The sequence below is a fragment of the Erythrobacter sp. JB3-1 genome (assembly GCF_057364995.1).
In genome coordinates this window covers 2,210,059-2,236,463 of the sequence record NZ_CP200289.1, presented here as the reverse complement: position 1 = coordinate 2,236,463, position 26,405 = coordinate 2,210,059, and the positions used below count along the sequence as shown (strand labels likewise).

The window sequence follows — 26,405 nt, the reverse complement described above, 5'->3', positions numbered from 1 at the left end:
CTCCTGTCTCGTGCTAGCTTAAGCGACCGTTGCTTTGACAATCTTACCCGGGCTCGCTGGCGGCTCACCCTTTGGCAGGGCGTCGACAAAGTCCATGCCTTCAGTCACTTGGCCCCAGACGGTGTATTGCCCGTCGAGGAATTCGGTGTCGCCAAAGCAGATGAAGAACTGGCTGTTCGCGCTGTCTGGCATTTGCGAGCGCGCCATTGAGCAGGTGCCGCGAACGTGCGGTTCTGAATTGAATTCTGCCTTCAGGTCAGGTTTGTCGCTGCCGCCCATGCCGGTGCCGGTTGGGTCGCCGCCTTGCGCCATAAAGCCATCGATTACGCGGTGGAAAATGACGCCGTCGTAAAAGCCTTCCGCCGCCAGCTCAGAAATGCGCTCAACGTGGCCAGGTGCCAGGTCCGCGCGCAATTTGATGACGACATCGCCGGTTTTGCCATCGCCGCAGTCGAGGGTGAATGTAAGTGTTTCGGCCATGTAATGTGTCTCCTGATGAATTTGGCCCTCGCTATACGCATATCTGAAACCGAGTCACCCCCCAGCATGGCGGTGGGCCAGCCGCCCCTACACGCTTGCTTTTGAAGCAGCGCAGCCTAGACCTTGCGTAAATGTCTGATGATGCACGCCTTGATGAAGACCTGTTGGTCGCCGATCTGCCGCAAGATGGCGGTGAGGATGGCGCGCACCCGGACGACCGGATCGATGATGAGCGGCACGATGAAGAAAACCGGCTGAAGCCGCGTTTTGTCCGCTCTGTGCGCCGCGCGTTTGAAGGCGGCGACAACACGGCTCTGCACGAGCTGGTTGAGCCGCTGCACCCGGCCGACGTTGCCGATTTGCTCGAGCTGTTCGATTCTGACGAACGGCAGGGCCTAGCGGGCGCGATGAGCGATCTGATGTCGAGCGAGGTGGTGGCCGAGCTCAACGATCACGTCCGCGAAGACATGATGGAAGCGCTCGAGCCGGAAGCGGTTGCGAGCATTGCCGAACAGCTTGAGACCGATGACGCCGTTCGGCTGCTCGAAGACCTGGACGAGGACGACCAGCGCGCCATCATCGCGGAACTGGAGCCGGAGACGCAGGCCGCCGTTACCAGCGCCCTGTCCTATCCTGAGGAAACCGCCGGGCGCCTGATGAACCGTCATTTCATGGCGGTGCCAGAACATATGACGGTCGGCGATCTCATCGATTTTCTGCGCGAAACCGGCGATCTGGAGCATGATTTCTGGGAGGTGTTCGTTGTCGATCAGCGCCACCATCCCGTGGGTACCTGCGCGCTCAATTGGATCCTCACCACCCCGCGCAATATCAAACTGACCGATCTGATGAAGCGCGACCAAACCCTGATCCCGGTGACGACGGATCAGGAAGAGGTCGCGCTCATGTTTCAGAAATACGCGCTGATTTCTGCCGCTGTTGTCGATGAGAGCGGGCGTTTGGTCGGCCAGGTGACGGTGGATGATATCGTCCACATTATCTCTGAGGAAGCGGGCGAGGACGCTCTGCTACTCTCCGGCGCGGGCGATGGCGACATCAACGAGCCGATCAGAGAGGCCTATTCCAGCCGGGTGCGCTGGCTGGTCGCGAACCTTGGCACCGCCGTCGTCGCGAGCGCGATTATCGCGTTCTTTGGAGCGGCGATTGAGAAGCTCGTGGCCCTCGCCATCCTCATGCCGATCGTCGCGAGCATTGGCGGCAATGCGGGCACACAGACGATGGCTGTGGCCGTGCGCGCGATTGCGACCAATCAGCTGACCCGAGCAAACACCTGGCGCACGGTGTGGCGCGAGGTTCGCGTTGCGATCCTCAATGGCGCGACAATCGCGGTGCTTATCGGAATTGCCGCCACCTTCCTGTTTAGCCCGATGATGGGCGCGGTGATCGGCGCGGCTATGATCATCAATATCGTGGTCGCTGGGCTGGCCGGTGTGCTGGTGCCGGTAATTTTCGAGCGCCTGCGCCAAGACCCGGCGGTGGCGAGCAGCGTGTTTGTGACAATGATCACCGACTCGATGGGCTTTTTGGCATTCCTCGGCCTCGCAGTTGTTAGCGGATTGGTGCCAGCCGCTTGAGCAATTCGCGCAGCGCCCTATCTTAGCCCTTATGCCGCTTCATATGACCAAGATCGCGTTCGGCGCGAAAAGCTGGGACGACCTTGCCGGTTGGTATGAGAATAGCCCCAATCCCAAATTGCTGACGACGAAATATCGCCCGACCCGCCATGCGGAAATGGTCGGCGGGTCACTGTTCTGGATTTTGAACCACTCGCTGGTCGCGCGCTCACCGATCATTTGCTTCTCTGAGACTGGCGATGGGCGCTGGAACATTGAGCTAGAGGCGAAGCTGATCCGCGTCCGCCAACAACGCAAGCGTGCGCACCAAGGCTGGCGCTACCTCAAAGAAGAAAACGCACCCGCCGATCTGGCTGAGGGCGAGGACGCTGGCGACGTTTTGCCGGGCAAACTCGCCGGTAAGCTGGAGCGGTTGGGCCTCATTTAAATGCGAAGTGAGTCAAGGACGCAAAATGCTCGCCTCAGAATATCTTTTCGACAAACAATTTGAGCCGTTTGAGGATGGCTACTTATACTACCCGTCGAGTAAATCAGGTGGGAAATTTGTGACTTCAGAAGAATATCAACTGCTTAAACAAGATGAAATTAGGCGCAATAGTGCAAAAGCTCACTGGAAGGTGATGCTCTTATGCCTATTTTTTGTATTCACTTACGTAGCACTGGAGGTGTATTTCCAGCTGCCAGAATGGACCATCTATCCAGCCACTTTAGCAATAATGGTTTTCATAGGCGCACCTATTTTTTGGCAAGCTTATGCACCCAATCGATTGGTCAGAGGAAGAGAGGAAGTTACCCCTCCGCGCAGCCCCTCCGAAGCTCGCAAAGCCGCAAGAGCATTAATGTCATGGACCTTCGTTGCTTCGGGTCTAGGCCTAGGCGCGATAGCCCTCTATTTCTCTCTGGCGAACCAACCTTCGACAATGGGGGATTGGGTCTTCGCCTTAGGCAGCGGAGCGATGTTCTGCTCATAATTGTGGACTGCATTTGCCAAACTCAAAGATAGCAAAAATTGAGTTTCAGCGCCCTACTCGGCAAACTAAATTGTTGTGACTGAAGTTAGTCAACTGGCTTTGGATAGCTTTGGCGGGCTCGGGATCAGCGCGGGCGTGTTCTTGCGGTATTCCTGATAGGCTGGATCATCGCCCCAGCGCTCTTTGGCTTGCTTTTCCTGCAGGTTTATACCGCTCACCTTGGTCAGCAATAGCGTCACGAAGATCGGTGAAATTACAACCAGCCAAGACCAGCCAGACAGCACCGGCAGGGCCATGATCAAAATGCCGGTCCAAAGGGTGATCTCGCCAAAATAATTGGGATGGCGCGACCACTTCCATAGGCCAACATTGATGAACTTGCCTTTGTTCGCGGGGTCTTTCTTAAACGCACTTTTCTGCGCATCGGCGACCGTTTCAAACGTTATGCCCAGCAGCCAAACCGCAGCGCCCAGCCAGAAGAACACACCGATTGGCGCGCGCTCCATTGCCGTGATCGCCGCCAGCGCCGCAGACGCGGTCAGCAGCACCCAAAGTCCCTGCAGCGTCCATGCAGCGAGGAATCGCGCAGGATTGACCTTGATCTTCTCGAACCGGCTGTCAGTCCCGCCCATGGCGTGAATGCGGATATAGAGGAAACTGCCCAGCCGGATGCACCAGATCGCGACCATTACGGCGATCACAATGCCGCGCCAATCAAGTGGCCACGCAGCCCAAGCGGCAAATGCGGTGACCGACAGATAGGTAAGCGCACCGGTCGTATCGTAAAACTTGTCGGATTTTGCCGCGGCGGACGGGATGAAAACCAGCCAGTTCACCGCCATCGCAAGGACCGCGCATAGGAAAAAGGCGGAAATTCCAAACGCCCCGGCACTGCCCGTTCCCGCTAAGGCGGCGAAACCAAATGCAAAGACCGCGACGACGATGACGACTAGAATGCTTTTCATAAGGTTTCCGAACGGCTTAGGACGAACTCGGTTCCACGGCGGCTTCGCGCTCTTTCATCGCCACTCGGCGCAGCGCGTTGACATAAACATCCGGCGCCTGCGCGCCGGGGATCATGAACTTCCCGTTCACGATCATTGCCGGGACGCCTGAAATGTTGAGATCCCAAGCTTGGCGTTCTTCTGCCTCAACCGCCGCGATCAGCGCCTCGTCGCCCAGAGCCGCCTTGGCAGCTTCCCGGTGCAGGCCGACGCTGGCAGCGATGTCGAGCAGGACATCACGATCAGACAGATTGCGGCGCTGGTTAAAATGGGCGGCAAACAAGGCGAGTTTCAATTCGGTTTGCACCTTAGGCCCGGCTTGCTCCAACGCCCAGGTCAGCAGCACATGGCAGGCGCGCGTGTTCCACATCATGGCCGGCGGCGCGTTGTCCGGGTCCTCGCCTTCATAAGCGAGGGAGACCCCTGCCTTTTCGGCAATCGCTCTCATCTGCCCGCGGATTTTCGCGCCCTCTTCGGCGGAGCGGCGATATTTGCGCTGGAGGTGCGCCTCTTGCTCTTCGCCGGCCTCGGGCATCTCAGGGTTAAGCTCAAACGGACGCCAGCGGACCTGCGCCTCAATCTCTCCGCCCAGCTCATCCAAAGCCTTAGTCAATTGGCCATAACCAATCGCGCACCACGGGCACATCACATCAGAATAGATGTCGATGGTCAGTTGATCAGGCGCACTCATTGCGTTTTCTCCAGCCACCATTTGAGCAGACTATGCGCAATCGCGGCGGGCGGCGGCGCGGAAAACGCAGTATCCTCTCCGCCGATATTGGCCACAGCATGCGCCACTTCGTCCCGCGTAAACCAGCGCGCTTCCTCCAGCTCTTCAACATCGAGCGTGATCTCGGTTTCGTCGGTTTGTGAGTAGCATCCGATCATCAACTGGCTGGGGAACGGCCAGGGCTGGGTCGCTATATATTCGACATCGCGCACGCGCAGACCCGCCTCTTCATGCACCTCGCGCGCCACCGCCTCTTCTATGGTCTCGCCCGGTTCGACAAACCCAGCCAGCGCAGAGAAATTACGCGGCGGGAAACGCGGCTGTCGCCCGAGTAGCAACCGCCCTTCGTTCTCCACCAGCATAATGGTGACCGGGTCGGTGCGCGGGAAATGCTGAGCGCCGCAGCCGCCTTCGTCTTTCGGCGCACAATTGCGCTGCCAGCCGCCCTTCGCCGGGCTGGTTGGCTGTCCGCAATTGGCGCAGAAACGGTGGCGTGCATGCCAGTCGACCAAGCTGCGCGCGCCGCCGTAAATCGCCAGATCAGGCGGGGAAAGCTGTTGGATCGCCTGCCACGCGCGCGGCATGGCATAGGCCGGACCGGTCGCGCCTTGTTCCGGAACGGCGGCAAAGCAGGCCTTGTCATCCATCAGGCCGAGGAACACCAATTCCGCCTCTTGCGGCACATCGGCCAGCGTGCCCCACATCAGCCCGCCCAACTCATCGATTTGCGGCAGAAGACCATCAAGCAGCAGAACCTTGGCGCGCCAATCCATCCGCGCGCCCAGCGCCTCCTTATTCACCCTGATGTGATCCGCGCGGTCTATCGGCGAACCTGCAAAAGCAATCGGGCCAGTGGCTGAAACGCTCGGCGCGGTAACGGGTTTATGCATCCGATTTAGCCGCCCGCCCCGCCGTTCATGTCAGCTTCGAGCGCGGCCAAGAATTCCTTGCGGATTGGGTACGCGGTGGTCGGCATATATTGCGTCCACAAGGCGACTCGCATTTGCTCGCCAAAATCGACGCTGGCGAGCGTGCCTGCCGCCCCGCCCCAGCCAAACTGAGTGCCGACGCTGCGGCCGCCCGCCCCGTGCCCTTCACCTGCGATCCACGAGTCCGAAGTGTCGACCGTGTCCGGCAACAAGTTGGAGGCGCCAATTCGCACCGACTCTTCGCTCATCACTTTGGTGCCATCGAGTGTCCCCATGCCCAGCAGCATACGCTGGAACCGGTCATAATCCTTAGGCGAACTGATCAGGCCGCCGCCGCCGGATGGGACGGTAGGCTCATCGAGATAGATCGAATTGGCCGCTGGATCGATCGGAATTGGGAAACCGCCCGCTATACCGTAATTGTCGGTCATCCGGCCCGTCTCGCTCTTTGGCAGAGTGAAATAGGTGCTGGTCATGCCGCACGGATCAAAGATTCGCGTTTGCAGGAAGCTTTCAAAACTTTGGCCAGAGGCGACCTCGATCACCCGGCCCAGCAGATCAATGCTGGCAGAGTAAATCCATTTTGTGCCCGGCTGCGCCATCAGCGGCAGCTCTGCCAGACGGTCCGCCCAAACCTCAAGACTTGGCGCTGGTGTCACCTCGGGAAGGCCCGGAATAGGGAAACGGCTCACGCGACCACCCACCAGACCTTGCTCGGCAAACGCCTCTAGCAGAGGCCCCTTGCTGGTGATCATATAGCCAATGCCGGCGGTGTGCGTCAGCAGATGGCGGATCGTGATCGGGCGCTCTGCCGGAACAGTGTCATCGAGAGCGGCTTCGGGATCGTTCAGCACTTGCATATCGGCAAAGGCAGGCAGGATTTCACCAACCGGCTGGTCTAGGCCCAGCTTGCCTTCATCGATCAGCATCATGGTCGCCATGCCGGTGATCGGCTTGGTCATCGAATAGATGCGATAGAGCGAATTTTCGTCGACCTGTTTGTCGCTTTGCAAAGACAATGTGCCGCCGCCAACGGTGTGCGCGTGATCTTCCTGAGCATTGCCGAATGTCACCATCATATTGGCAACCTTGCGGGTATCGACATAGTTTTTGATCATAGCCGACACATTCGGCCAGCTCTCGCTCACGTCATGGGCCAGCGCGATCCGGCCAAACGGCAAAGTCGCCAATGCGCTGCCAGCGGCGAGATATGCGCCGCCGCGCAGCAAAGCCCGGCGCGAGGTCGGGCCAGAGTGAAATTCGCGAAATGCCATGAGTGGGTCTCTCCAAACTTTGATTGCGCGCTGTTTGCGCGAGATAAGGTAGGTGGTCAATTAAGACTTGATCTGGGTCTTGAAACTTTAGGGTGTCATAGTCATATAATACACATGCTGAATTTTGTTTCTATACTCATCGGCCTGCTCTCGCTGGTCATCGTCATTCCAGCCACAATCCCGTTTCTGGGTTGGGCCAATTGGCTGGCCTTGCCATTGATTGCGATCGGGATTGTGGTGGGCGCGCTTTCATCGAAGGACAGCGGCCGCAATTTTTGTCTGATCGTGCTGCTAATCGCGGCGGTCCGGCTGACTTTGGGCGGCGGTATTATCTAATCCTTTCGGTGGCTTAGTCCTGCGCCAGCGCCAGCCGCGCCGCCTTGGCAAACAAGGTCGGTAGGCCGGCCTCATCCAGACGGTCAAGCGGCCACCATTCGCCTTTCCCACTCGGGGCCTGATCGCCTTCATAGCGCTCAAGCGTCAGGATTAAGTGGGCATGCGTGAATGTATGCCGAACAGCGCCAAGGTCGCGCCATTGGCCGCTTAGCGGACGCGGGTCGCTCCCGTCTTGGCTTGCGCTCCAGCCATTGTCCGGCAGCGCGCGCATTCCGCCTAGCATGCCAGTGCCTTCGCGTTTGATCAGCCAAACCTCTCGCGCATCATCCTCGCCCCGCTCGATCCAATAGGCTGTGCCGAGGCGCTCTGGCTTTTCCTTTTTGGCTGGCTTTATTGGCAGGCATTCCGGCTCCCCCGCCTGTCGTGCGGTGCAGTTACTAGCGAGCGGGCACAGCAGGCACTTGGGCGCTTTTGTCGTGCACAGGCTTGATCCCAAATCCATCATCGCCTGCGCAAAGTCGCCTGATCGCGCGTCCGGCGTAATTTGATCCGCGCATTCGCGAATGGCCTTGCGCGCGGCTGGCAGAGGCTCAGTGATATTGAACAGCCGAGCGGTCACGCGCTCCACATTGGCATCCACCACGACCGCCCGCTTACCAAAGGCAATCGCTGCAATTGCCGCCGCCGTGTACGCGCCCAGCCCCGGTAGCTTGAGCAATTCCGCCTCGGTGCTGGGAAAGCCGCCGCGTGCAGCAACCTCGGCCGCGCATTTCACCAGATTGCGAGCGCGTGAGTAATAGCCAAGCCCGGCCCATGCCGCCATGACGTCATCTTCGCTGGCCGCCGCAAGCGCCTCAACATTCGGCCAAGTCTCCGTAAACTTGGCAAAATAAGGTTTCACCGCCGCAACGGTCGTCTGCTGAAGCATTACCTCAGACAACCACACCCGGTATGGCCAGGCGGGATCTTCCGGCCGCGCGGCACCCGGCGGATTGCGCCATGGCAGCCGGCGCGCATGCGTGTCGTACCAATCCAGCAAATCGCCAGATATTTCGCCCACATTCGGGAAAGATTGATGCTTGTCGCTAGCGGTCACGCCAAGGCTATGGCAAAGGCTGGGCAAGATCGGAATGGGCATTGAGCAAAGACGCATCATCAGGTGGTGAAAAGCCGGGGAAATCTCCAGCCAAAACCCCGCAAAAGACCGCGGGGCGCAAGTACACGCGCAAACGCGGCATGGGCGCAAAGCCGATTGGCGAGCTGATGCCAGAGATCGGTCGCACGGCGTTCCGCCGGTTTGGCTTTGTGCAAAGCTCCGTCGTCACCCGCTGGCCAGAGATTGTTGGCCCGCACCACGCCAAGGTGTGCAGCCCTGAGGCCTTGCGCTTCCCGCCGGGCGAAAAAGCAGACGGCATATTGCAATTGGTGGTTGTGCCCGCCCATGCCCCGCTGATCCAGCAAGTGATCCCGGAAATTATGGAGCGGGTGAACCGTTTTTTCGGGTATCAGGCCGTCTCTCGCATCAAGCTGCGGCAAGGCGCGGTTAAGCCAACCCATGCCAAAGAACCTGCGAAAGCGCCGCCATCGCTAAAGCCGATCCCGATGGAATTGGGAGACAGCCTGCGCGATATTGGCGATCCTGAACTGCGAACAGTATTGGAATCGCTCGCCCGCACCCTCAGCGACGGCGAGAGAAGTGGGGAAGACGAGAAGTGAATTTGCTTAAGACAGCCGGGAGTGGTTCTGCCTTTGCATTGGCGCTAATGGCGTCGAGCGCGCCAGCCGCTGCGCAAGAACTGAATTCTGAAACGCAGACACGCTCAGGACCATGGCACACCGCCGCTGAACAAACCGAAGATGGGCACATCATCGGTAATCCAGAGGCTGAAACGCTGCTCAGCGAATTTGTTAGCTACACCTGCGGGCACTGCGCGACTTTCACAAAGCAAGGCGACCCAGTGCTCGACATCGTCTTCATCTCGCCCGGCAAATTGCGCTTTGAAATCCGGCCTTACATCCGCAATGCGCTGGACCTGACCATTTCGATGCTGGCCGCCTGCGGGGCTCCTGAGAAGTTCAAGGGCAACCACACGATGTTTATGCGCTCGCAAGGGGATTGGCTGCCCCGCGCTGCGGGCGCGCCTCAGTCTCAGCAAGCGATCTGGGGCCGCGGAGATCGCGCCGCGCGCGCCAATATGTCGAGTGCGCTTGGCCTAACCGACAAGATGATCAAACAGCGCGGCTATTCCGCAATTGAGGTCGACACGTGTCTGGCCGATGATGCGATGGCTCAAAAGCTGATGCAAAACACCGCTGACGATGCCGCTGAATTTGGCGTCCCGGGCACGCCGAGCTTTGCTATCGACGGCGAACTGCAAGAAAATGTGCACGAATGGCGGGCGCTGGAGCCGGTTTTGATCGCGCATATCAAGGCCAAATCAAAAGCTGACAAAGAGCCTCAGCTCGGCGAAAGCCATTTTGACTGATAATTTGTATGATTTCGGGACAATCTCGGCTCTACAATGCCTCCACTGACGGCAAACCCACACATTTGTGAACAGGCGGCCCTTAGGGGACTTTTCCGCCTGTTCCCCTTCGTATACGCTTCTCGACAAGACTTAAGGACAACCAACTCATGACCTTTTCCCGCCGCAATCTTGCCCTTGGCTGCGCTGCTCCATTGGCGTTGGCTCTTGCCGCCTGCAATGACACAGAGGCCAGCGACGATGTGCTGTCCGGCGAACCAATCGCCGCGATCCCAGCGCCAGAGGGCACGTCATGGACAGAGACCGTCGTCGTCACCGAAGAAGGCGGCTATCAAGTCGGCAATCCTGATGCACCGCTGAAACTCATTGAGTTCGCCTCGCACACCTGCGGTGCTTGCGCGAGTTTTGCTGCGACCGGCGTCGCTCCGCTGAAGGAAAAATACGTCACCAGCGGCGTCGTCAGCTTTGAACTGCGCAATTTGGTGCGCGATCCGGTCGATCTCACCATCGCCACTCTGGTGCGCTGCGGCCAGAAAGAAAACATGATGCCGCTGGCTGACCAAGCATGGGCTTCGCTGTCCGCCATTATGGGCAATGTTCAGGGGAACAACGCAGCCTATCAGGCCGCCGGTCAAATGCCGGTGGAGCAACGCTTTATCGGCATCGCAGAGGCCGCTGGCCTGATCGACTTTTTCTCCGCTCGCGGCCTCAGCGCGGATCAGGCGCGCACCTGCCTTGCCGATGGCGCCCGTATCCAAGCCATCGCCGACACATCCGCCGCGCAAGCGGAAGAGCTAGGCGTCAATGCGACGCCAACATTCTTCTTGAACGGTGCCAAGGTCGAAGCGCTTAGCTGGGACCAGCTTGAACCCGCGCTGCAACGCGCCGGCGCTCGTTAATCGAGCGGGATAGCCGGGGGGCACGCCGTATATGCAAATCAGCAAGCTAAAGCTCAGTGGTTTTAAGAGCTTTGTTGAGCCTGCTGAATTGCGCGTCGAACCCGGCCTCACCGGCGTCGTCGGCCCCAATGGGTGCGGAAAATCCAACCTACTGGAGGCAATCCGCTGGGTAATGGGCGAAAACTCGCCCAAGAGCATGCGCTCTGGCGGGATGGAAGATGTAATCTTCGCAGGCACCAGCTCGCGCCCACCGCGTGATTTCGCCGAGGTCGTGTTGCATGCCTCGGACGATGACAATGAAGAGCTGATCGTCACCCGCCGGATAGAACGCGGTGCGGGCAGCGCATACCGCGTTAATGGCCGTGATGTCCGCGCAAAGGATGTATCGCTGACCTTCGCCGATGCTGCCACGGGCGCGCACTCACCGGCCTTGGTCAGCCAGGGCAAGATCGCGCAAGTGATCGCAGCAAAACCGACCGAGCGCAGGCAAATGCTCGAAGAGGCCGCCGGGATCGCTGGCCTGCATGTGCGGCGCAAGGATGCCGAGAGCAAGCTGCGTCAAACGGAGGCGAACCTTGCCCGGCTCGAAGACCTAATGGCCGGTCTCGACACGCAGATGGCTTCGCTGCGCCGCCAATCGAAACAGGCCGAACGCTATAAGAAGCTGACCGATCAGATTCAGATCGCCGAGGCGCGCCTGCTCTTTGCACGCTGGCGCGATGCCGCCGATGCCGCGAAGGAAGCCCGCTCGGCGGCTCAGGGAGCCGATGACAAGGTCGCAGCCGCCAAAGAACAAGCCAATATCGCGCAGAAAGCGCAAGCAGAGGCTGCGGCAAAGCTGACCGAGGCCCGCGACGAGTTGGCCGATCGCCGCGATGACAGCAGCGCGCATGGTCACCGCATGGCTGCGCTGGCGGAGAAGCTGGAAGCGGCAGAGCAGCGGCTGGCCGACCTGGAGCGGCAGCGTGTCCGGCTGGAGGAAGACCGCGGCGATGCGGATCGAATGACCAGCGACGCCGCCGAAGCTCTGGAGCGCCTGACTCGCGAAATGGCGGCGAGCGATGCTGCGCTCAAGCGGGACGAAGAATTGCGCCCCGCCATGGCCGCAAAATCAGAGGACACCGAGCGCGCCAGCCGAACCGCTGAACTTGCTCTGGCCAAAGCGACTGCCGACCACGCCGGCGTTGAAGCGGAATGGCGCGTCGCGGAAGCAGCAATTGAACAGGCGGAGACCCGGTTTACTCGGCTGCGCAGCGAGCACGAGCGGCTTGAACGACAGCAGGCTGAGCTAACCTCAGGCAATGATCCAGAAGGCGAGGTCGCGGCGGCCAAGGCCGATGTATCGGCAGCCGAAGCCGCACTTACGAAACTGCGTGAGACGCTGGTGGCCGACCAAGCGCGCAAATCCGATCTACAGATTGCGCGCGATGATGCGGCAGCAGCGTTTGCAGCAGCGAAAGCAGAATTGGCCGGGATCGAGCGCGAATATTCCGCGCTGACGCGCGACCGCGATGCAAGGGCCAAGCGCACCAAGGACAGCGCTGGCCTGCCGCAAGCGCTCGAGAAGGTCGCGGTGGAGCGCGGCTATGAGCGCGCCATGGCCGCCGTGCTGGGTCGCGATTCCAAATCGCCACTCGGCTCTCCTGAAACAGGCAAAGACGGCCGGTTCTGGGCGGGCGGCACCGCTCCAAAGCCAGTCAAAGACAGCCTGATCGACCACCTCACCCATTGCCCGGAAGAGCTGCGCGCGCGCCTCGCTCTGGTGCATGTGGCGGACGAAGACGATGGCCGAACGCTTAATCCCGGCGAATGGCTCGTCACAAAAGCGGGCCATTTGCGCCGCTGGGACGGATTTGTTGCGCGCGGCGAAGGCGCAGCTGAGGCCGCCAAGCTGGAAGCAGCAAACCGGCTCGCTGAACTGGAAGGCATATTGCCCGGATTGCGGGATGCCGCTGAAAAAGCAGAAGGCGAAGAGCGCAGTGCGCGCGAGGAACTGACGGCGCTGCAAACGAGCCTCGTCGCCCAAGAACGCGAGATTGCGGGCGCAATCGAAGAAGAACGCCATGCTCTGCGGCGTCTTGACCAAGCCGAGGCCGCCAAAGAGCGGATCGCCGCGCGGCTTGAAGAATTGGCGAGCTCCCGCGCGGAACTTGGCGAGCAAACAAGCGCGGCCGAAAATGACCTAGCGAGCGCCAAGGAAAAGCGCGACACCCTGCCCTCGCCCGACACTGGCCGCGCGGGTTTAGAGGCGGCGCAGGCGAAGCACGAGGCCGCGCGCTCTGCCGTCCAAGCGGCGATGGCCGAGCTTGCCGCGCATGATCAGGGCCTCGCCGTGACGCGCGAACGCAATGCGGCCCAGCAGGCAGACCGTGCGAACTGGGAGGCACGCTCTGGCGAGGCCGCACGGCGCATGGCCGAGGCCGGACGGCGGCTGGAAGAGATCGAGCAAGAGCGCAAAGTCTTCGCAGACAAGCCCGCGTCGCTGATCGAAGAGATTGAGCAAGGCGATGCGCTGCGCACACGGCTGGGCGAGGAACTGGCCGTGGCCGAGGCGGCGCTGGCAGAGTGTCAGGCGGCGATGTCCACTTGCGACAGCGCGCTGGCCGAAGCAGGCGAGGCGCTGACCGTCGCGCGCGAAGGCCGGGCTACCTTGGCAGCGCGCGCAGAAAGCCAAGAGGCGCGGCGCGGAGAAATGGCGCGGATCTCTGGCGAGCGGTTCCAATGCCCGCCGCCAATGCTGGCTGAGCGCTTTGAATTTGACGCCGAGACGGTGCTCGACGCGACCGCTGAAGGCAATGAGATGGAACGCCTCACCGCCAGCCGCGAGCGCATTGGCCCGGTGAACCTGGTGGCCGCAGAAGAACTGGAAAAACTCGAATCCGAGCATGGCAGCAGCGCTAGTGAACAGGCGGAATTGACCGAAGCGGTGAACCGCCTGCGCGGATCGATCGGCAATCTCAACCGCGAGGGCCGCGAACGCCTGCGCGCCGCATTTGAAGAGGTGGACGGACATTTCCGCGAGCTCTTCACGCGCCTGTTTGAGGGCGGCCAAGCGCATTTGGCGCTGATCGATAGCGACGATCCGCTGGAGGCAGGCCTAGAGATTTACGCCCAGCCGCCAGGCAAGCGCTTGCAATCCTTGTCGCTGCTATCCGGCGGGGAGCAGGCGCTGACCGCAACGGCCCTGATCTTCGCGCTGTTCCTCACCAATCCAGCGCCAATCTGCGTGCTCGATGAGGTCGATGCACCGCTCGATGATGCCAATGTGGAGCGGTTCTGCGATCTGCTCGATCTCGATGATCCAGAACACGCAAACGCGCTATCTGATCGTCACCCACAATGCTGTTACGATGAGTCGAATGCACCGTCTGTTCGGTGTGACCATGGCGGAAAAAGGCGTTTCGCGCCTCGTCAGCGTCGACTTGGGTGAAGCGGCCTTGATGGTCGCGGAGTAGCTTGAACAGGCATGCGCGCGCAGATTAGCGCGGCAAAGCTTCGATCAAAAACTAAGCTTCGATGGCTGTCGCAAGGCGCGAACGGATCGACTTAAGCTTCGCAATCGCTTCGCTGAAATCCTTGGCTGGAGCCGCGGCAATACCGCCGCTGCCATCATCACCATCGGTGCGGCGATCACCAACCCGGCGATCCAGACCGCGGCGATCTCCACCAGCGCTGTTGCTTGCTCGAAGAGCCGCCTGCGCGCCCTTCAGCGTGTAGCCTTCTTCATTGACGAGCTGATTGATTTTCTCAACCAGTTCAACGTCTTCAGGCCGGTAATAGCGCCGACCACCACTGCGTTTCAGGGGTTTGAGAGCCGTAAATTGCTGCTCCCAATAGCGCAGCACATGCGGCTTAATGCCCAATCCATCACTGACCTCGCCGATAGTCCGAAGCGCACTTTCGTCCTTGCCATCGTCAAAGTCAGTCATTGATTAAGCGCCTTTCGCGATTTGCTCTTTCAGCAATTGGCTAGCGCGGAAGGTCATCACGCGGCGTGGCGTAATTGGCACTTCGACACCGGTCTTAGGATTACGGCCAATCCGCTCGCGCTTATCGCGCAGAACGAAACTGCCAAAGCCGGAAATCTTCACATTCTCGCCATCCGCGAGAGCGCCGCACATCTTGTCGAGAATTGCCTCAACCATGTCAAGCGATTCAGAGCGGCTAAAGCCCATACGGCGGTTAATCGTTTCGGCCAGATCGGCGCGGGTAAGAGTGCCCACTGAACGCATCATGCAATTCCTCCTTGTAGGTGCGACCACAAAGCGTGGCCTAGTAATAGAGTTATCACGCAATTTTCGCAACTTGCCGGTGAATATTGCTGCAAAATTGTGCACATTGTCTGAACGCCAGACGGCGAAAAGACTAAATCCGGATCAGGCTAGCGCCCCAAGTAAAGCCGCCGCCCATCGCCTCCAACATGACCAGGTCACCATCCTTAACCCGGCCATCGCGGCGCGCAGCATCCAGCGCGAGCGGAACCGAAGCAGCGGACGTATTCGCATGCTGATCGACCGTCACCACGATTTTTTCAGCCGGCAAACCAAGCTTACGCGCGGTCGCATCAAGGATCCGAGCGTTGGCCTGATGCGGGACCACCCAATCAATATCATCGGTGGAAATACCAGCATCTTCAATGACTTCATGCAGAACACTGGCGAGATTGACGACAGCGTGGCGGAACACTTCGCGGCCCTTCATGCGCAAATGCCCAACCGTCTGTGTCGTTGACGGCCCGCCATCCACATACAGCAGATCGTGTTGTGCGCCGTCGGCATGCAAGCGGGTGGAAATGATGCCAGCCGCGTCAGCGCTGTCGCTGGAGCTTGCGTCATCGCGCTCGATCACGATTGCTCCCGCACCATCACCAAACAGTACGCAAGTGGTGCGATCTTCCCAATCAAGAATGCGGCTGAATGTTTCCGCGCCGATCACCAAAGCGCGCTTTGCCATGCCCGATTGGAGCATCGAATCGGCAGTCGCGAGCGCATAGAGAAAGCCGGAGCAAACCGCCGCGACATCAAAGGCGATGCAGCCATTGCAGCCCAGCGCATTCTGAACCTTGGTCGCGGTTGCAGGAAATGTGTTGTCCGGTGTGGCGGTGGCCAGAACGATCAGATCGATCTCACTTGCCGCTATGCCCGCGTCATCCAGCGCGGTGCGCGCGGCTGCAGTTGCCAGCGTTGCAGTCGTCTCGCCGTCTGACGCGATGTAGCGCTGGCGAATGCCGGTGCGCTCTACAATCCATTCGTCGCTGGTGTCGACACGCTCGGCGAGCTCTGCATTGGTGACCACGGTAGCCGGCAATGCCGACCCCGTGCCGCGTAGGCGGGAACGCGTCACGCAGGGGCCTCACTATCGGGCTTTTCCGCCTTCACGGTGCCATTCCCATTTTCTTTGAGTGCATCTTCGCCAAGCTCAGCCAGCCCTTGCGAAATCCGCTGTGTCAGGTTGTTCTTCAGCAGGCTGGCGGTCACAGCGACGGCATTGGCAACGCCCGCTGCGTTCGCGCTGCCATGGCTCTTCACCACAACGCCATTCAGGCCCAGAAATACCGCGCCATTATGATTGTTCGGGTCGAGATGATGCCTCAGCAGCTCCGTTGCAGGTCGTGAGACCAGAAAGCCGATCTTGGATCGCAGTGAGCTGGTGAAGGCATTGCGCAGCAGGTCAGTAACGAAGCGCGCCGAGCCCTCGATCGCTTTCAACGCGATATTGCCGGAGAAACCGTCGGTCACAACCACATGGGTTTCGCCGCGATTGATCTTGTCGGATTCGACAAACCCATCAAATTGCAGCGCCAGCCCGCCATCGCTGGCTTCGCTCGCTTCTTGCAAACGAGCGGCCGCGTCGCGCAGAGCGTCTGTGCCTTTGATTTCTTCGGTGCCGATATTGAGCAGGCGGACCTTCGGACGTTCAAAGCCATTGACGATCCGCGAATAAGCCGCGCCCATAACCGCATATTGCACCAGATTACGAGCATTCGCCTCGGTATTTGCGCCAAGATCGAGCATCACGACATCGTGTTCTTCAAGTGTGGGAAGCAAAGCTGCCAAGGCAGGCCGTCCAATGCCTGGCATGGTCCGCAGGGCGATTTTACTCATCGCCATCAATGCCCCGGTGTTGCCCGCGCTGACCGCGGCGCCGGCATCGCCGACTTTCACCGCGTTGACGGCCAGCCCCATGCTTGTGGTCTTTGCGCGGCGGATGGCACGGCTTGGCAATTCATCGCCGCCGATGACATCATCGCAATGCAGGATCTCAGAAGCACTGCGCAGGGCAGGATGCGCCTCGAGCGCGGATTCGATCCGCGCCTGGTCGCCTACCAACAGAAATTGAAAGCCTTCATGACGGCGGCGCGCCAGCGCAGCGCCTTCAACCATTACGCGCACGCCTTCATCACCGCCCATCGCATCAATAGCGATACGCGACAGGCTCATGGCTGGTTCTCCGTCAAAGTCACTGCCGCCTAAACGACTGCGACAACCTCACGCCCGTTGTAGAACCCGCAGTGCGGGCACAGATTGTGAGGGCGTTTCAGCTCGCCACAATTGTTGCATTCGTGAAACGCTTCTACTTTCAGCGAATCGTGTGCGCGGCGATTGCCGCGGCGATGTGGGGATACTTTTCTCTTAGGGACAGCCATTCCGGCACCTGTTTCTCAAATAAACTGTGTCTTTGCGCAGTGTTACGCATCAATATGATGATCCCTTAGGGTAGGCCATCGTGCCGCACAAGTTTTCCCTCGTACGAAAATCCAAGCCAATACCGCCGGGCAAGCCGCGCGCTATAGCGCAAAAATCGCACGTTGCAAGCCGCTCTTGACCCGCCTAGCACCCGAATAACACGTTTTGAGGGAACTATTTATGATTACGCTTCCTGTGACTTTGGCCGCCGCGGCGGCAGCTGCGATCTTGAACATTTGGCTGTCGATCCGGATTGGGCAAGTGCGAAACGCAACGCAGGTTTTTGTTGGCGATGGCGGAAATGAACAAGTCCAGCGTCGGATGCGGGCACAATTGAACTTTGTTGAGAACACGGCCTTTGTGCTGATCCTGGTCGCCGCGATTGAACTTTCCGGCAGAGGCGGAACATGGCTCGCCTATGTCGCGGGCATTTATATGCTCGGCCGCGTGGCGCACGGGTTTGGCATGGACGGCGGTAGCCTCAGCAAGGGCCGGTTTATCGGTACGATCATCACGCTGCTTACACAGCCGGGTTTGGCAGTCGCCGCGACGCTTGTTGTGCTTCGGGTGATTTAGAGCCCGCCTGTATTAAGACAGGACGTAATCGCTCACAAACTGGTTCGTTTTGCGTTCCTGACCAAAGGTGCTGGTCGGGCCGTGCCCGGGAATGAACATCACATCCTCGCCCAAGGGCCAAAGGCGCTGTGTGATCGCATTGATGAGGTCCTGATGGTTGCCGCGCGGGAAGTCGGTCCGCCCGATTGAGCCCTGGAACAGCACATCGCCGACGACCGCAAACCGGCTTGGCTCGTGGAAAAACACCACATGGCCAGGGGTGTGGCCAGGGCAATGGATCACATCCAATGTCAACTCGCCCACGGTGACGGTATCGCCATGCTCCAGCCAGCGATCCGGCTCAAAGCTCTTGGCCTCCATGCCATAGCGCGCGCCGTCATTGTCGAGCTGCTCGATCCAGAACAGGTCATCTTTATGCGGCCCTTCGATTGGCAGGCCCAGTTCCTCAGCCAGCATCCCGGCCTGGCCGCAATGGTCGAGATGGCCGTGAGTGATCAGGATTTTCTCCAGCGTCACGCCGGCCTTCGCCACGCCATCTTTCAGCTTGTGCAGATCGCCGCCCGGATCAATCAACGCCGCGCGCATCGTCTTCGTGCACCAGATCAGCGAGCAGTTCTGCTGGAGCGGCGTCACCGGAATAATCGCGGCTTTCATCGGGGGAGTTTTGGGTTGTTCGGTCATGGCTGAAGATGTGGCTTATGATCGCAATTAAAACAAGCGCTCAGAAAGTTCGAGAACACTAAGGATCAGAGCGACCACAGGCACAGCAAGCCAAGCGCAAAACATACTGACGATCAGCGTCCAACCAATAGCCTCATCGCGACTCACGCCCCGGCCAGCACCAAGGATGCTCAATAACGCCAGCACCCAAACTACGAACGCCAATGCAATCTGCAACCAACTTGCACCAAGGACTAATCTAGAGATTAGAATGGCTGGCATGGTGACAATGGCAGCAAGCACAAAACCATCGCGTATATTGCGTCAGGGATTTTTCAGTTGCTTCAAATCCGCCCCCTTTCCAAACCACGCGGCCGATAATCTCACATTCCTCTGCCGCCACATCAATCGGCGGGTAGGCGAGATTTTGCGAGATCAACGCCAGCCGACCCGGCCCAGCACTAGCCACGCGCTTCACCATCAGATTGTCGCCCAGCCGCACGACATGCACGCCGTCTCTGAAAGGACGCTCAGCGCGGTCGACCAGGATTTCGTCACCATCATGCAGCAGCGGCTCCATCGAATCGCCCGTTACAGTAATCGCGGATAGCTTGGCCCCCTCAAGCCCTTGCTCGGTGAGCCAGCGGCGTGAGAATTGGAACGCATCATAGGGTTCTTCTGAATCGGGCAACGTACCCGGTCCAGCAGAGGCCCCAATATCAAGCCGCGGCACATCGACCCACGCTTTCGCGCTCGTGCCCCTGTCCAATTGCCCCGCCGCAGACGTTGTGTAGGATTTTTCCTTCGAACCACCAGGCAAAGCACCCAGTTCCGTCTCAGCAATGCCAAAGAATCGCGCCAGAACGCGGCGGTCATTTTCCTCAAGCTTCCTAGGCGAGCCTTTCGTGATGAATTGCTGCAGATAACTCGCGTTGCGCCCCAGCATTTTCGACAGATTCGCAAGGCTCGCGCCCCGCTCCTTTGACAAGTCCTGCAGGCGCTGACGCGGGTCGGATGAATTGTTTTTATCTGAGTTCCTCATTTTTCCTTCCTACATGCAAGATTTTTCCTAGACAAGTAGGAAATTGAATGGAACATTTAATGAACATTGAGCGATTCGAAGCAGGATGATTCGCTCTTTTGGTGTCAGATGAAGGGGAAATCATATGCTGATCAGAGTGATCGAAAAGTTCCTGAGGGACCACGATATGCCAGCCACAAAATTCGGACGGTTGGCTGCGCATGACCCGCGCTTTGTGCTTGATTTGCGGATGGGCCGCACACCGCGCGCCGCCACCGAAGCTCGCACGCGCCAGTGGATGTCGGACTATGTCGGCGCGGCCACCGAGGGCGCAAACGCTCCGGCGGAATTTAAGGCAACACCCGGCAGTTTTCGTCCCAGCAGCGGCCTAGCCCCAAGCTATAGCGCCGGAAAGTTCGGCATGAAACTCGCTCAAAACCTCGGTCAGGATATCGCCCATGCTTATTGAAACCAAATCCGCCGACAGCGGCCAGATCGATGTTCCAGCGGATATGATCGACACGCCGCCAGCCACGCAGAGTGCGCAGGCCGTACGGCGAGCGCGGCGTTACCGCCCCCGGCGCACAACCAGCGACCGGGTGCGCGAGGCGTTGCTCAAACTCGCAGGTGGGCGCGGCAACCTGCTCACGCACGAAGAAAAGCCCTGGGCATCGATCACCTTTTCCGGCTCACGCCACGAATTGGTGCTCGAATTTGACGGGATCGCCGCCTGCAAGGTCGGGGAAGAATTTATCGCCGCGCTGCCCGAGCATGAGTTTTCCATACCCAGCCAGCTTGTCGCCGATGCAACGATCTCGAGCGTTGAGAGCAATTACACGCCGGAGCCGCAAATGCAGGTGACGGCGGTGCTGTTTTATTGCTCGAGGACAGCCGACGGGCCGTCAGGCCCGAAGGGCGCCCGCCCGCCCGCAGGCGCACCGTAGCGAAGCGGAGGAGCTGCGCCGAGGACGCTGGCCCGGATGGGCCTGCGCAGTTCAATTAATTCCGCCTTACCACAAGGTTCCGGATTTCGCTCATATCTTCCATGGCAAACCGGATGCCTTCGCGGCCCAGACCTGAATCTTTCACCCCGCCATAGGGCATGTTGTCGACACGGTAGCTCGGCACGTCATTGATGACGACACCGCCGACATCAAGCTCGTCCCAGGCGTCGTACATCTTGAACAGGTCGCGGGTGAAGATGCCCGCTTGCAGGCCAAATTTGGAGCGATTCACTTCGTCCAGTGCAGCATCAAAGTCGGTGAATTTCTGAAGGATCGCGAGCGGGCCGAAAGCCTCTTCATTGATGGCCGCCGCATCGGGATGGACATTTTCGAGCAGCGTCGCCTCGAGCATATTGCCGTTCGACAATCCGCCACCGGTCAGCAAATCCGCCCCGCCCTCGACCGCATCGTCGATCCAGCCCTTAAGGCGCGTCGCCTCACCTTCTGAGATCATGGGGCCGATAAACGTGTCACGGTCTTTCGGGTCGCCCGCGATCAGCGTCTTGGTTTTTGCGACCAGCATATCCTTGAAGCGGTCATAGATATCGGCGTGGATGATAATCCGCTGCACGCCGATGCAGCTTTGCCCGGATTGGTAAAACGCGCCAAAAATGATCCGCTCCAGCGCATCATCCAGATCAGCGTCATGATCGACAATGACGGCGGCATTCCCGCCGAGCTCCAGGATAACCGGCTTCTTGCCAGCCTTTGCTTTAAGATCCCAGCCGACGCCCGGCGAACCGGTAAAGCTGAGCAGTTTCAATCGCCCATCAGTGGTGAACAGATCCGCGCCATCGCGGCTCGCCGGCAGGATCGAAAACGCCCCTTCAGGCAGCACATCGCATTCGGCCAAAACCTCGCCCATGATGATTGCGCCAAGCGGCGTCTTGCTCGCGGGCTTCATCACGAATGGACAGCCCATGGCGATGGCGGGCGCAATTTTGTGCGCAGCGAGATTGAGCGGAAAGTTGAACGGGGAAATAAAGCTGCAAGGCCCAATCGGCACGCGTTTCCACATCGCCTGATAGCCTTTAGCACGCGCCGATATATCGAGCGGCATAACCTCGCCATAATTTCGCACAGCCTCCTCGCCTGCGATGCGAAAGGTATCGATCAGGCGGGTGACCTCGCCCTCCGCATCATTGATCGGCTTTCCCGCCTCGACGCACAGCGAATAGGCAAGCTCGTCAAACCGCTCCTTGAACCGCGCAACGCAGTGCATCAGCACGTCTTGCTTCTCATAACTGGCGAGCTTCGCCATTGGCGCGGCCGCGCGCACGGTGCCTGCAATCGCCTCATCAATCACCTCAGGGGTGGCGAGCGCGGTGCGGAAGGCGACCTCGCCTGTGTATTTGTCGGTCACCGCCAGATCGGTATTGGGCTGCGCAGCCTTATTGTTGAGATAGAGCGGATAGGTGTCTTTAAGCTTTGGCATGGGGATATCCTGATTGGGGGCTTCGGCTCAGAGCTTCGCGCTCAATTCCTTGATCTCATGGTTCAAAATGTGATCATTTTCGCTGTAGTCGACTGGGCAATCGATCAGATGGACGCCCGGCGTATCGCGCGTGTGGGCAAGCAGATCAGTCAAATGCTCGCTGCTGATCACGCGATGACCATGCGCGCCGTAGCTTTCGGCATATTTCACAAAGTCGGGATTGCCATAGGTCAGGCCGTAATCCTTAAAACCCATATTCGCCTGCTTCCAGCGGATCATCCCATAGGCATCATCGCGCAGGATCAGCACAGTCATATTGAGGCCCAGCCGAACCGCTGTTTCCATCTCCTGACTGTTCATCATAAAGCCGCCATCGCCGCAGATCGCCATTACCTTGCGATCCGGATATAGCATCGCACTCATCATCGCTGACGGCAGGCCAGCCCCCATGGTCGCCAGCGCATTGTCGAGCAAGACCGTGTTCGGCAGATACGCGGTGTAATTGCGTGCAAACCACAGTTTATAGACCCCATTATCGAGGCAAATGATGCCATCATTGGGCATGCTATCGCGCACTTGGCGCACCAGATGCGGCGGGAAGATGGGGAAGCGATTATCCGCCTCTAGCGGCTTGGAATGGGCGACCTCTGCCCCGCGATATTCCAGCATGCGTTCGCACAAACAACCATCGCGTTTGGTCGCGCCCTCTTTGATTTGCCAGATCGCATTGGCAATATCGCCGATCACTTCGATCTGAGGGAAATAGACCGGGTCGACCTCTGCGGTCTTGGTTGAGACATGGATCACGGCCGCGCTGCTGTCGGTCATGAAGAACGGCGGCTTTTCGATCACATCATGGCCGACATTGATGATGAGATCCGCGTCCTCAATCGCGCGGTGGCAGAAATCACCAGCGGACAAGGCAGCGCAGCCGAGGAACAGCGGATGCCGCTCATCAATCACGCCCTTGCCCATTTGCGTGGTAACAAAGGGGATCTGCACCTTCTCAATAAACTCGCCCAGCATATTGCTGGTCATCTTGCGATTGGCACCGGCACCGATCACCAGCACTGGGCGCTGCGCAGCGTCCAATGCCTCCACCGCCATACGCACGGCTTTGACCTCCGCCGATGGCCTGCGCGCGACCGAGCGGGCGATCGGCACAGAATCGGTTGGCTCCTCAGCGATGTCCTCAGGCAATTCGAGGTGCGTCGCGCCGGGCTTTTCCTCTTCAGCCAGACGAAACGCCTCGCGCACGCGGCTGGGAATATTGTCGCCTGCGTGCAGCCGATAGGCGTATTTCGTGATCGGCCCCATCATGTCGACCACGTCGAGGATCTGGAACCGGCCCTGCTTGGATTTCTTGATCGGCTTTTGCCCCGTGATCGCCAGCGTTGGCATGCCGCCGAGCTGCGAATAGGCGATCGCGGTGACCATATTGGTCGCACCTGGCCCTAGTGTTGCCAGAAACACGCCGGTCTTACCCGTGTGCCGCCCATAGGTCGCGGCCATAAAGCCGGCGCCTTGCTCGTGCCGGGTCAACACCAGCTTGATCTGATCGGAGTTCGACAGGCTCTCTAGAAAATCGAGGTTTTCCTCGCCCGGCACGCCAAAGATGTACTCAACACCTTCCGCCTCCAGACATTCGATAAAAAGGTCGGAGGCTTTCTTGGTGTTGGTCATCGCTGCGTTCTCCTGAGAGCTTCAAAACACAATGGCTGAAATTGCCTATTGGTTCAGCAGTTGTTGGCGGTGCCTAAGACGGACTGCAATCAATACCCACGCACCGGATCAAAAATCGGCGTAACCGGTTCTCCGCGGCGATATTTCGCAAGATTATCAAGGAAACGCGCTGCGCTGCGAATGAACATTTTGTCCTGAGCACGGCCAGATAAGTGCATGGAGATATGCGCATTGTCGAGCGTCCACAGCACGTGATCCTCCGGCAGCGGTTCGGGCGTGGTGACATCCAAGAACGCCCCGCCGATTGTCTTGGCTTGTAGCGCCTCGATCAAAGCCGGCTGGTCGATCACGGCGCCGCGGGCGATGTTTACAATGACTGCGTCCGATTTCATTGCCGCAAGCTCATCTGCGCCGATCATGCCGTCGGTTTCAGACGTGGCCGGGACCGCCAGAATGACCCAGTCAAACTCACCCAATTTTGCGCGCCAATCATCCGGGGTCAGCACGCCCTCCCCGCCGGAACGGCGCACCACGGTCACATCGACATCGAAGGCCTCGAGGCGCGGTTTGATCAGTTTGCCAATCGCACCATAACCAAGCAGCAAAGCCCTTGATCCGTGCAGCTCGCGCTTGCCCGGGCTGTCCTGCAACCATTCGCGTCGTTCCTGCGCGCGGACAACATCGCGGTAGCCCTTAGCGATATTCAGCATGCCCATTACGACATATTCAGCGATGGTTATGGCGTTGATCCCGGCCCCATTGGTGACCGTAACCCCGCGCTCAATCAGGACATCGAGCGGCAGAAAATCGAGCCCCGCATAGATCGAATTAAGCCATTTCAGCTTTTTCGCGGCGCGCAAAGTGTCGGCCATCGCCGCCTGATCATACATGTCGAACCAGCCGATCTCCGCCTCGGGCACGGCCTCCAGCGCCTCTTCGTGTGTCATGAACCAGCGGATATCGACATCACTCGGCAATTGCGGCTCAAGCAGGGGGCGGATCAGGCCGGAAATGGCGAGGATAGTCATGATGGAAACTCTTTGACGAGAAGCATCCATTCCCAGCCCAGTGGATCGCCGTCCATAACGTTGACGAAGCTCGATTCTAGACCGATTCTGATTCTGTCTGCTTCCTCGAAATCCTTTTCAGCTTTGGCCTTTTTGCGCTGTTCGATCTGTCGATTAATCTCGGCCTCGGTGATCTGCGCATCCTTTGGGCGAAGGCGCAGTTCAGTGCGGGTGAGGTCGAACAGGCCGAGGCCCAAGACATTCGCCATCATCGCCGCGAGGGATATCTTTTTACTCAAATCCACTTTCTTGGTCGCAAGGACGTCCTCAAGCACAGTCAAAGCAATCGCCGTGTTGAGGTCATCAGCAATGGCCGCCTCAAACTTATCAAGCGAAGTCTTCAATTTGCCCCAATCGTCACCCTGAACTTGTTTCAGGGTCCATCCTTCCGCCATCTCCCACGGCTCATCCCCGGCGATCGATGCTGAACCAAGTTCAGCATGACGGGATTTGAGAGCTTCGACTTGCATGACCATCCGCTTCAGCCGCGTCAGAGCCGCTTTCAGCCCCTCCCACGAAAACTCCAGCTCGCTGCGGTAATGCGCTTGCAGGCACATCATTCGATAAGCGAGCGGGTGATAGCCTTTGTCGAGCAACAATTGCAGGCGCAGGAACTCGCCGGAAGACTTCGACATCTTGCCTGAGCGCTCGACCAGGAAGTTGTTGTGCATCCAGATATTCGCACCAGAATTGCGCGCATCGGATAACCCGCCGCAGCCGCAGAACGCTTGGTTCTGCGCAATCTCATTGGGATGGTGGATTTCGCGGTGATCAATCCCGCCAGTGTGAATGTCGAATGGAAAACCAAGCAGTTTTTCGCCCATGACCGAGCATTCAAGGTGCCAACCGGGAGCGCCCTTGCCCCACGGGCTGTCCCATTCCATCTGGCGCTTTTCGCCAGCGGGTGTCTTGCGCCAAATGGCGAAATCGGCCGGATTTCTTTTGTCCTTAACTGGATCAATTCGCATATAATCCAGGGCACCTTCGGCAATCAGCTCTTGTGCGTGCGGTCCAGCCAGTCTTGCATAATTCTGCACGGTCGAAACATCGAAATAGAGCCCGCTATCCAGCTCATAGCAGTGCTTGTCCGCAATGCTTTTTGCGAACTCCAGCATCTCTTCGATGTAGTCCGTCGCGACCGACCATTGGGCAGGTTGGCGGATATTGAGCGCCTTCACATCCGCCCAATAGGCCTCTGTGTAATGCTGCGCGATGTCCCAGATGCTTTGCGCCTTTTCAGACGCCATCTTCTCCATCTTGTCCTCGCCCGCATCCGCATCGTCGGTCAGATGGCCAACGTCTGTGATGTTGATAATGTGCGTGAGGCTATAGCCCTTGTGAGACAGGGTCCGGCCCAGAATATCGGCGAACACATAGGCGCGCATATTGCCGATATGCGGATAGTTATAGACCGTCGGGCCGCAGGTGTAGACGCGCGCCTCGCCGTCATGGACGGGGCGGAAGGGTTCGATTTCGCGGGTGAGCGAGTTGAAGAGCTTGAGGTCAGTCATTTCGCATCGCGCTTTGCCTCTTGCGTCACCCCAGCGCAAGCTGGGATCTCAGGCGGCT

27 protein-coding genes and 1 pseudogene are annotated in these 26,405 nt (G+C 59.0%); 11 read left to right on the top strand and 17 right to left on the bottom strand.

Going from position 1 to position 26,405, the window contains the following annotated elements; genetic code table 11:
* Window positions 1–18: 18 nt before the first annotated feature.
* Complete coding sequence (locus tag AC0V6M_RS10565) at window positions 19–480, bottom strand: peptidylprolyl isomerase (RefSeq protein ID WP_472645606.1); 462 nt, start codon at window positions 478–480, stop codon at window positions 19–21.
* Between the two features lie 131 nt (window positions 481–611).
* Between AC0V6M_RS10565 and mgtE the strand changes: the two genes are divergently transcribed.
* Genes mgtE through AC0V6M_RS10550 form a run of 3 tightly spaced genes read left to right on the top strand, consistent with a single transcriptional unit; the run spans window position 612 to window position 3,046 of the window.
* Entirely contained in the window at window positions 612–2,075 is a 1,464-nt protein-coding gene (gene mgtE / locus AC0V6M_RS10560) for a magnesium transporter (protein ID WP_486138763.1), read from the top strand.
* A gap of 31 nt (window positions 2,076–2,106) precedes the next feature.
* A complete protein-coding gene (locus tag AC0V6M_RS10555; protein ID WP_486138762.1) occupies window positions 2,107–2,502 on the top strand; it encodes a DUF1489 family protein in 396 nt (131 codons plus the stop codon).
* Between the two features lie 25 nt (window positions 2,503–2,527).
* The gene (locus AC0V6M_RS10550) at window positions 2,528–3,046 is read left to right on the top strand and encodes a hypothetical protein (RefSeq protein WP_486138761.1); all 519 of its coding nucleotides are present in this window, start codon (window positions 2,528–2,530) and stop codon (window positions 3,044–3,046) included.
* Between the two features lie 89 nt (window positions 3,047–3,135).
* Here the strand turns inward: AC0V6M_RS10550 and AC0V6M_RS10545 are convergent, their stop codons facing one another.
* From AC0V6M_RS10545 to AC0V6M_RS10530, 4 genes are read right to left on the bottom strand one after another with little or no spacing between them, the layout of a single operon-like run.
* A complete protein-coding gene (locus tag AC0V6M_RS10545) occupies window positions 3,136–4,011 on the bottom strand; it encodes a DUF1295 domain-containing protein (protein WP_486138760.1) in 876 nt (291 codons plus the stop codon).
* Between the two features lie 16 nt (window positions 4,012–4,027).
* Entirely contained in the window at window positions 4,028–4,741 is a 714-nt protein-coding gene (locus AC0V6M_RS10540; protein WP_486138759.1) for a DsbA family oxidoreductase, read from the bottom strand.
* Window positions 4,738–5,670, bottom strand: coding sequence for an NAD(+) diphosphatase (nudC, locus tag AC0V6M_RS10535; RefSeq protein WP_486138758.1), 933 nt, complete (start codon window positions 5,668–5,670; stop codon window positions 4,738–4,740). Before nudC ends, AC0V6M_RS10540 begins: the two co-directional genes overlap by 4 nt.
* A 5-nt stretch (window positions 5,671–5,675) precedes the next feature.
* On the bottom strand, window positions 5,676–6,983 hold the full coding sequence (locus tag AC0V6M_RS10530) for a serine hydrolase domain-containing protein (protein ID WP_486138757.1): 1,308 nt from the start codon (window positions 6,981–6,983) through the stop codon (window positions 5,676–5,678).
* A 114-nt stretch (window positions 6,984–7,097) separates the two neighbouring features.
* On the opposite strand from AC0V6M_RS10530, the gene AC0V6M_RS10525 reads away from it, so the two are divergent.
* The gene (locus tag AC0V6M_RS10525) at window positions 7,098–7,319 is read left to right on the top strand and encodes a hypothetical protein (RefSeq protein WP_486138756.1); all 222 of its coding nucleotides are present in this window, start codon (window positions 7,098–7,100) and stop codon (window positions 7,317–7,319) included.
* A 13-nt stretch (window positions 7,320–7,332) separates the two neighbouring features.
* Here the strand turns inward: AC0V6M_RS10525 and AC0V6M_RS10520 are convergent, their stop codons facing one another.
* Window positions 7,333–8,457 carry an A/G-specific adenine glycosylase gene (locus AC0V6M_RS10520; protein WP_486138755.1) on the bottom strand — a complete coding sequence of 375 codons (1,125 nt, stop codon included), beginning with the start codon at window positions 8,455–8,457 and terminating at the stop codon, window positions 7,333–7,335.
* Between AC0V6M_RS10520 and AC0V6M_RS10515 the strand changes: the two genes are divergently transcribed.
* From AC0V6M_RS10515 to AC0V6M_RS10500, 4 genes and pseudogenes are all read left to right on the top strand, one after another.
* A complete protein-coding gene (locus AC0V6M_RS10515; RefSeq protein WP_486138754.1) occupies window positions 8,457–9,035 on the top strand; it encodes a DUF721 domain-containing protein in 579 nt (192 codons plus the stop codon). The two genes, AC0V6M_RS10520 and AC0V6M_RS10515, sit on opposite strands and share 1 nt — an antisense overlap.
* Entirely contained in the window at window positions 9,032–9,805 is a 774-nt protein-coding gene (locus AC0V6M_RS10510; RefSeq protein WP_486138753.1) for a DsbA family protein, read from the top strand. Before AC0V6M_RS10515 ends, AC0V6M_RS10510 begins: the two co-directional genes overlap by 4 nt.
* A 149-nt stretch (window positions 9,806–9,954) precedes the next feature.
* Window positions 9,955–10,704, top strand: a complete 750-nt coding sequence (locus AC0V6M_RS10505; RefSeq protein ID WP_486138752.1) for a DsbA family protein — start codon at window positions 9,955–9,957, stop codon at window positions 10,702–10,704.
* 31 nt (window positions 10,705–10,735) lie between these two features.
* A pseudogene (locus AC0V6M_RS10500) lies at window positions 10,736–14,159 on the top strand (chromosome segregation SMC family protein).
* A gap of 51 nt (window positions 14,160–14,210) precedes the next feature.
* Here AC0V6M_RS10500 and AC0V6M_RS10495 read toward each other — a convergent pair.
* The 5 genes from AC0V6M_RS10495 to rpmF form a co-directional block, all read right to left on the bottom strand.
* Entirely contained in the window at window positions 14,211–14,633 is a 423-nt protein-coding gene (locus AC0V6M_RS10495) for a MerR family transcriptional regulator (protein ID WP_486138751.1), read from the bottom strand.
* A 3-nt stretch (window positions 14,634–14,636) separates the two neighbouring features.
* Window positions 14,637–14,939, bottom strand: coding sequence for an integration host factor subunit alpha (locus tag AC0V6M_RS10490; RefSeq protein WP_472638387.1), 303 nt, complete (start codon window positions 14,937–14,939; stop codon window positions 14,637–14,639).
* 130 nt (window positions 14,940–15,069) lie between these two features.
* A complete protein-coding gene (locus tag AC0V6M_RS10485) occupies window positions 15,070–16,047 on the bottom strand; it encodes a beta-ketoacyl-ACP synthase III (RefSeq protein ID WP_486138750.1) in 978 nt (325 codons plus the stop codon).
* On the bottom strand, window positions 16,044–17,144 hold the full coding sequence (gene plsX / locus AC0V6M_RS10480) for a phosphate acyltransferase PlsX (protein ID WP_486138749.1): 1,101 nt from the start codon (window positions 17,142–17,144) through the stop codon (window positions 16,044–16,046). Before plsX ends, AC0V6M_RS10485 begins: the two co-directional genes overlap by 4 nt.
* Before the next feature lie 29 nt (window positions 17,145–17,173).
* The gene (rpmF, locus tag AC0V6M_RS10475; protein ID WP_486138748.1) at window positions 17,174–17,350 is read right to left on the bottom strand and encodes a 50S ribosomal protein L32; all 177 of its coding nucleotides are present in this window, start codon (window positions 17,348–17,350) and stop codon (window positions 17,174–17,176) included.
* 220 nt (window positions 17,351–17,570) lie between these two features.
* On the opposite strand from rpmF, the gene AC0V6M_RS10470 reads away from it, so the two are divergent.
* Window positions 17,571–17,966, top strand: coding sequence for an MAPEG family protein (locus AC0V6M_RS10470; protein WP_486138747.1), 396 nt, complete (start codon window positions 17,571–17,573; stop codon window positions 17,964–17,966).
* Window positions 17,967–17,978: 12 nt separating this feature from the next.
* On the opposite strand, the gene AC0V6M_RS10465 is transcribed toward AC0V6M_RS10470, so the two are convergent.
* Both AC0V6M_RS10465 and AC0V6M_RS10460 read right to left on the bottom strand, forming a co-directional pair.
* Complete coding sequence (locus AC0V6M_RS10465) at window positions 17,979–18,620, bottom strand: MBL fold metallo-hydrolase (RefSeq protein WP_486139611.1); 642 nt, start codon at window positions 18,618–18,620, stop codon at window positions 17,979–17,981.
* Window positions 18,621–18,885: 265 nt separating this feature from the next.
* The gene (locus tag AC0V6M_RS10460) at window positions 18,886–19,668 is read right to left on the bottom strand and encodes a S24 family peptidase (protein WP_486138746.1); all 783 of its coding nucleotides are present in this window, start codon (window positions 19,666–19,668) and stop codon (window positions 18,886–18,888) included.
* Window positions 19,669–19,834: 166 nt separating this feature from the next.
* Here AC0V6M_RS10460 and AC0V6M_RS10455 point away from each other — a divergent pair, with 166 nt between their 5' ends.
* Entirely contained in the window at window positions 19,835–20,116 is a 282-nt protein-coding gene (locus tag AC0V6M_RS10455) for a hypothetical protein (protein WP_486138745.1), read from the top strand.
* Window positions 20,106–20,591 (top strand): hypothetical protein, encoded by a 486-nt coding sequence (locus AC0V6M_RS10450; protein WP_486138744.1) that lies wholly within the window; start codon window positions 20,106–20,108, stop codon window positions 20,589–20,591. The genes AC0V6M_RS10455 and AC0V6M_RS10450 overlap by 11 nt, the downstream gene beginning before the upstream one ends.
* 55 nt (window positions 20,592–20,646) lie before the next feature.
* Here the strand turns inward: AC0V6M_RS10450 and AC0V6M_RS10445 are convergent, their stop codons facing one another.
* The 4 genes from AC0V6M_RS10445 to cysS all read right to left on the bottom strand — a co-directional run bounded on the left by AC0V6M_RS10445 (window position 20,647) and on the right by cysS (window position 26,347).
* Window positions 20,647–22,086 carry an aldehyde dehydrogenase family protein gene (locus tag AC0V6M_RS10445; protein WP_486138743.1) on the bottom strand — a complete coding sequence of 480 codons (1,440 nt, stop codon included), beginning with the start codon at window positions 22,084–22,086 and terminating at the stop codon, window positions 20,647–20,649.
* 27 nt (window positions 22,087–22,113) lie between these two features.
* Window positions 22,114–23,769: an acetolactate synthase large subunit gene (locus AC0V6M_RS10440; protein ID WP_486138742.1), complete on the bottom strand. Its 1,656-nt coding sequence runs from the start codon at window positions 23,767–23,769 to the stop codon at window positions 22,114–22,116.
* A gap of 89 nt (window positions 23,770–23,858) precedes the next feature.
* On the bottom strand, window positions 23,859–24,797 hold the full coding sequence (locus AC0V6M_RS10435; protein WP_486138741.1) for a D-2-hydroxyacid dehydrogenase: 939 nt from the start codon (window positions 24,795–24,797) through the stop codon (window positions 23,859–23,861).
* A complete protein-coding gene (gene cysS / locus AC0V6M_RS10430; RefSeq protein WP_486138740.1) occupies window positions 24,794–26,347 on the bottom strand; it encodes a cysteine--tRNA ligase in 1,554 nt (517 codons plus the stop codon). The genes AC0V6M_RS10435 and cysS overlap by 4 nt, the downstream gene beginning before the upstream one ends.
* Window positions 26,348–26,405 lie beyond the last annotated feature (58 nt).

Excerpts from the sequence above, each read along its gene's own strand:
- AC0V6M_RS10565 (WP_472645606.1), bottom strand. The coding sequence starts at position 480 with ATGGCCGAAACACTTACATTCACCCTCGACTGCGGCGATGGCAAAACC.
- mgtE (WP_486138763.1), top strand. The coding sequence starts at position 612 with ATGTCTGATGATGCACGCCTTGATGAAGACCTGTTGGTCGCCGATCTG.
- AC0V6M_RS10555 (WP_486138762.1), top strand. The coding sequence starts at position 2,107 with ATGCCGCTTCATATGACCAAGATCGCGTTCGGCGCGAAAAGCTGGGAC.
- AC0V6M_RS10550 (WP_486138761.1), top strand. The coding sequence starts at position 2,528 with ATGCTCGCCTCAGAATATCTTTTCGACAAACAATTTGAGCCGTTTGAG.
- AC0V6M_RS10545 (WP_486138760.1), bottom strand. The coding sequence starts at position 4,011 with ATGAAAAGCATTCTAGTCGTCATCGTCGTCGCGGTCTTTGCATTTGGT.
- AC0V6M_RS10540 (WP_486138759.1), bottom strand. The coding sequence starts at position 4,741 with ATGAGTGCGCCTGATCAACTGACCATCGACATCTATTCTGATGTGATG.
- nudC (WP_486138758.1), bottom strand. The coding sequence starts at position 5,670 with ATGCATAAACCCGTTACCGCGCCGAGCGTTTCAGCCACTGGCCCGATT.
- AC0V6M_RS10530 (WP_486138757.1), bottom strand. The coding sequence starts at position 6,983 with ATGGCATTTCGCGAATTTCACTCTGGCCCGACCTCGCGCCGGGCTTTG.
- AC0V6M_RS10525 (WP_486138756.1), top strand. The coding sequence starts at position 7,098 with ATGCTGAATTTTGTTTCTATACTCATCGGCCTGCTCTCGCTGGTCATC.
- AC0V6M_RS10520 (WP_486138755.1), bottom strand. The coding sequence starts at position 8,457 with ATGCCCATTCCGATCTTGCCCAGCCTTTGCCATAGCCTTGGCGTGACC.
- AC0V6M_RS10505 (WP_486138752.1), top strand. The coding sequence starts at position 9,955 with ATGACCTTTTCCCGCCGCAATCTTGCCCTTGGCTGCGCTGCTCCATTG.
- AC0V6M_RS10495 (WP_486138751.1), bottom strand. The coding sequence starts at position 14,633 with ATGACTGACTTTGACGATGGCAAGGACGAAAGTGCGCTTCGGACTATC.
- AC0V6M_RS10490 (WP_472638387.1), bottom strand. The coding sequence starts at position 14,939 with ATGATGCGTTCAGTGGGCACTCTTACCCGCGCCGATCTGGCCGAAACG.
- plsX (WP_486138749.1), bottom strand. The coding sequence starts at position 17,144 with ATGAGCCTGTCGCGTATCGCTATTGATGCGATGGGCGGTGATGAAGGC.
- rpmF (WP_486138748.1), bottom strand. The coding sequence starts at position 17,350 with ATGGCTGTCCCTAAGAGAAAAGTATCCCCACATCGCCGCGGCAATCGC.
- AC0V6M_RS10470 (WP_486138747.1), top strand. The coding sequence starts at position 17,571 with ATGATTACGCTTCCTGTGACTTTGGCCGCCGCGGCGGCAGCTGCGATC.
- AC0V6M_RS10465 (WP_486139611.1), bottom strand. The coding sequence starts at position 18,620 with ATGAAAGCCGCGATTATTCCGGTGACGCCGCTCCAGCAGAACTGCTCG.
- AC0V6M_RS10460 (WP_486138746.1), bottom strand. The coding sequence starts at position 19,668 with ATGAGGAACTCAGATAAAAACAATTCATCCGACCCGCGTCAGCGCCTG.
- AC0V6M_RS10455 (WP_486138745.1), top strand. The coding sequence starts at position 19,835 with ATGCCAGCCACAAAATTCGGACGGTTGGCTGCGCATGACCCGCGCTTT.
- AC0V6M_RS10450 (WP_486138744.1), top strand. The coding sequence starts at position 20,106 with ATGCTTATTGAAACCAAATCCGCCGACAGCGGCCAGATCGATGTTCCA.
- AC0V6M_RS10445 (WP_486138743.1), bottom strand. The coding sequence starts at position 22,086 with ATGCCAAAGCTTAAAGACACCTATCCGCTCTATCTCAACAATAAGGCT.
- AC0V6M_RS10440 (WP_486138742.1), bottom strand. The coding sequence starts at position 23,769 with ATGACCAACACCAAGAAAGCCTCCGACCTTTTTATCGAATGTCTGGAG.
- AC0V6M_RS10435 (WP_486138741.1), bottom strand. The coding sequence starts at position 24,797 with ATGACTATCCTCGCCATTTCCGGCCTGATCCGCCCCCTGCTTGAGCCG.
- cysS (WP_486138740.1), bottom strand. The coding sequence starts at position 26,347 with ATGACTGACCTCAAGCTCTTCAACTCGCTCACCCGCGAAATCGAACCC.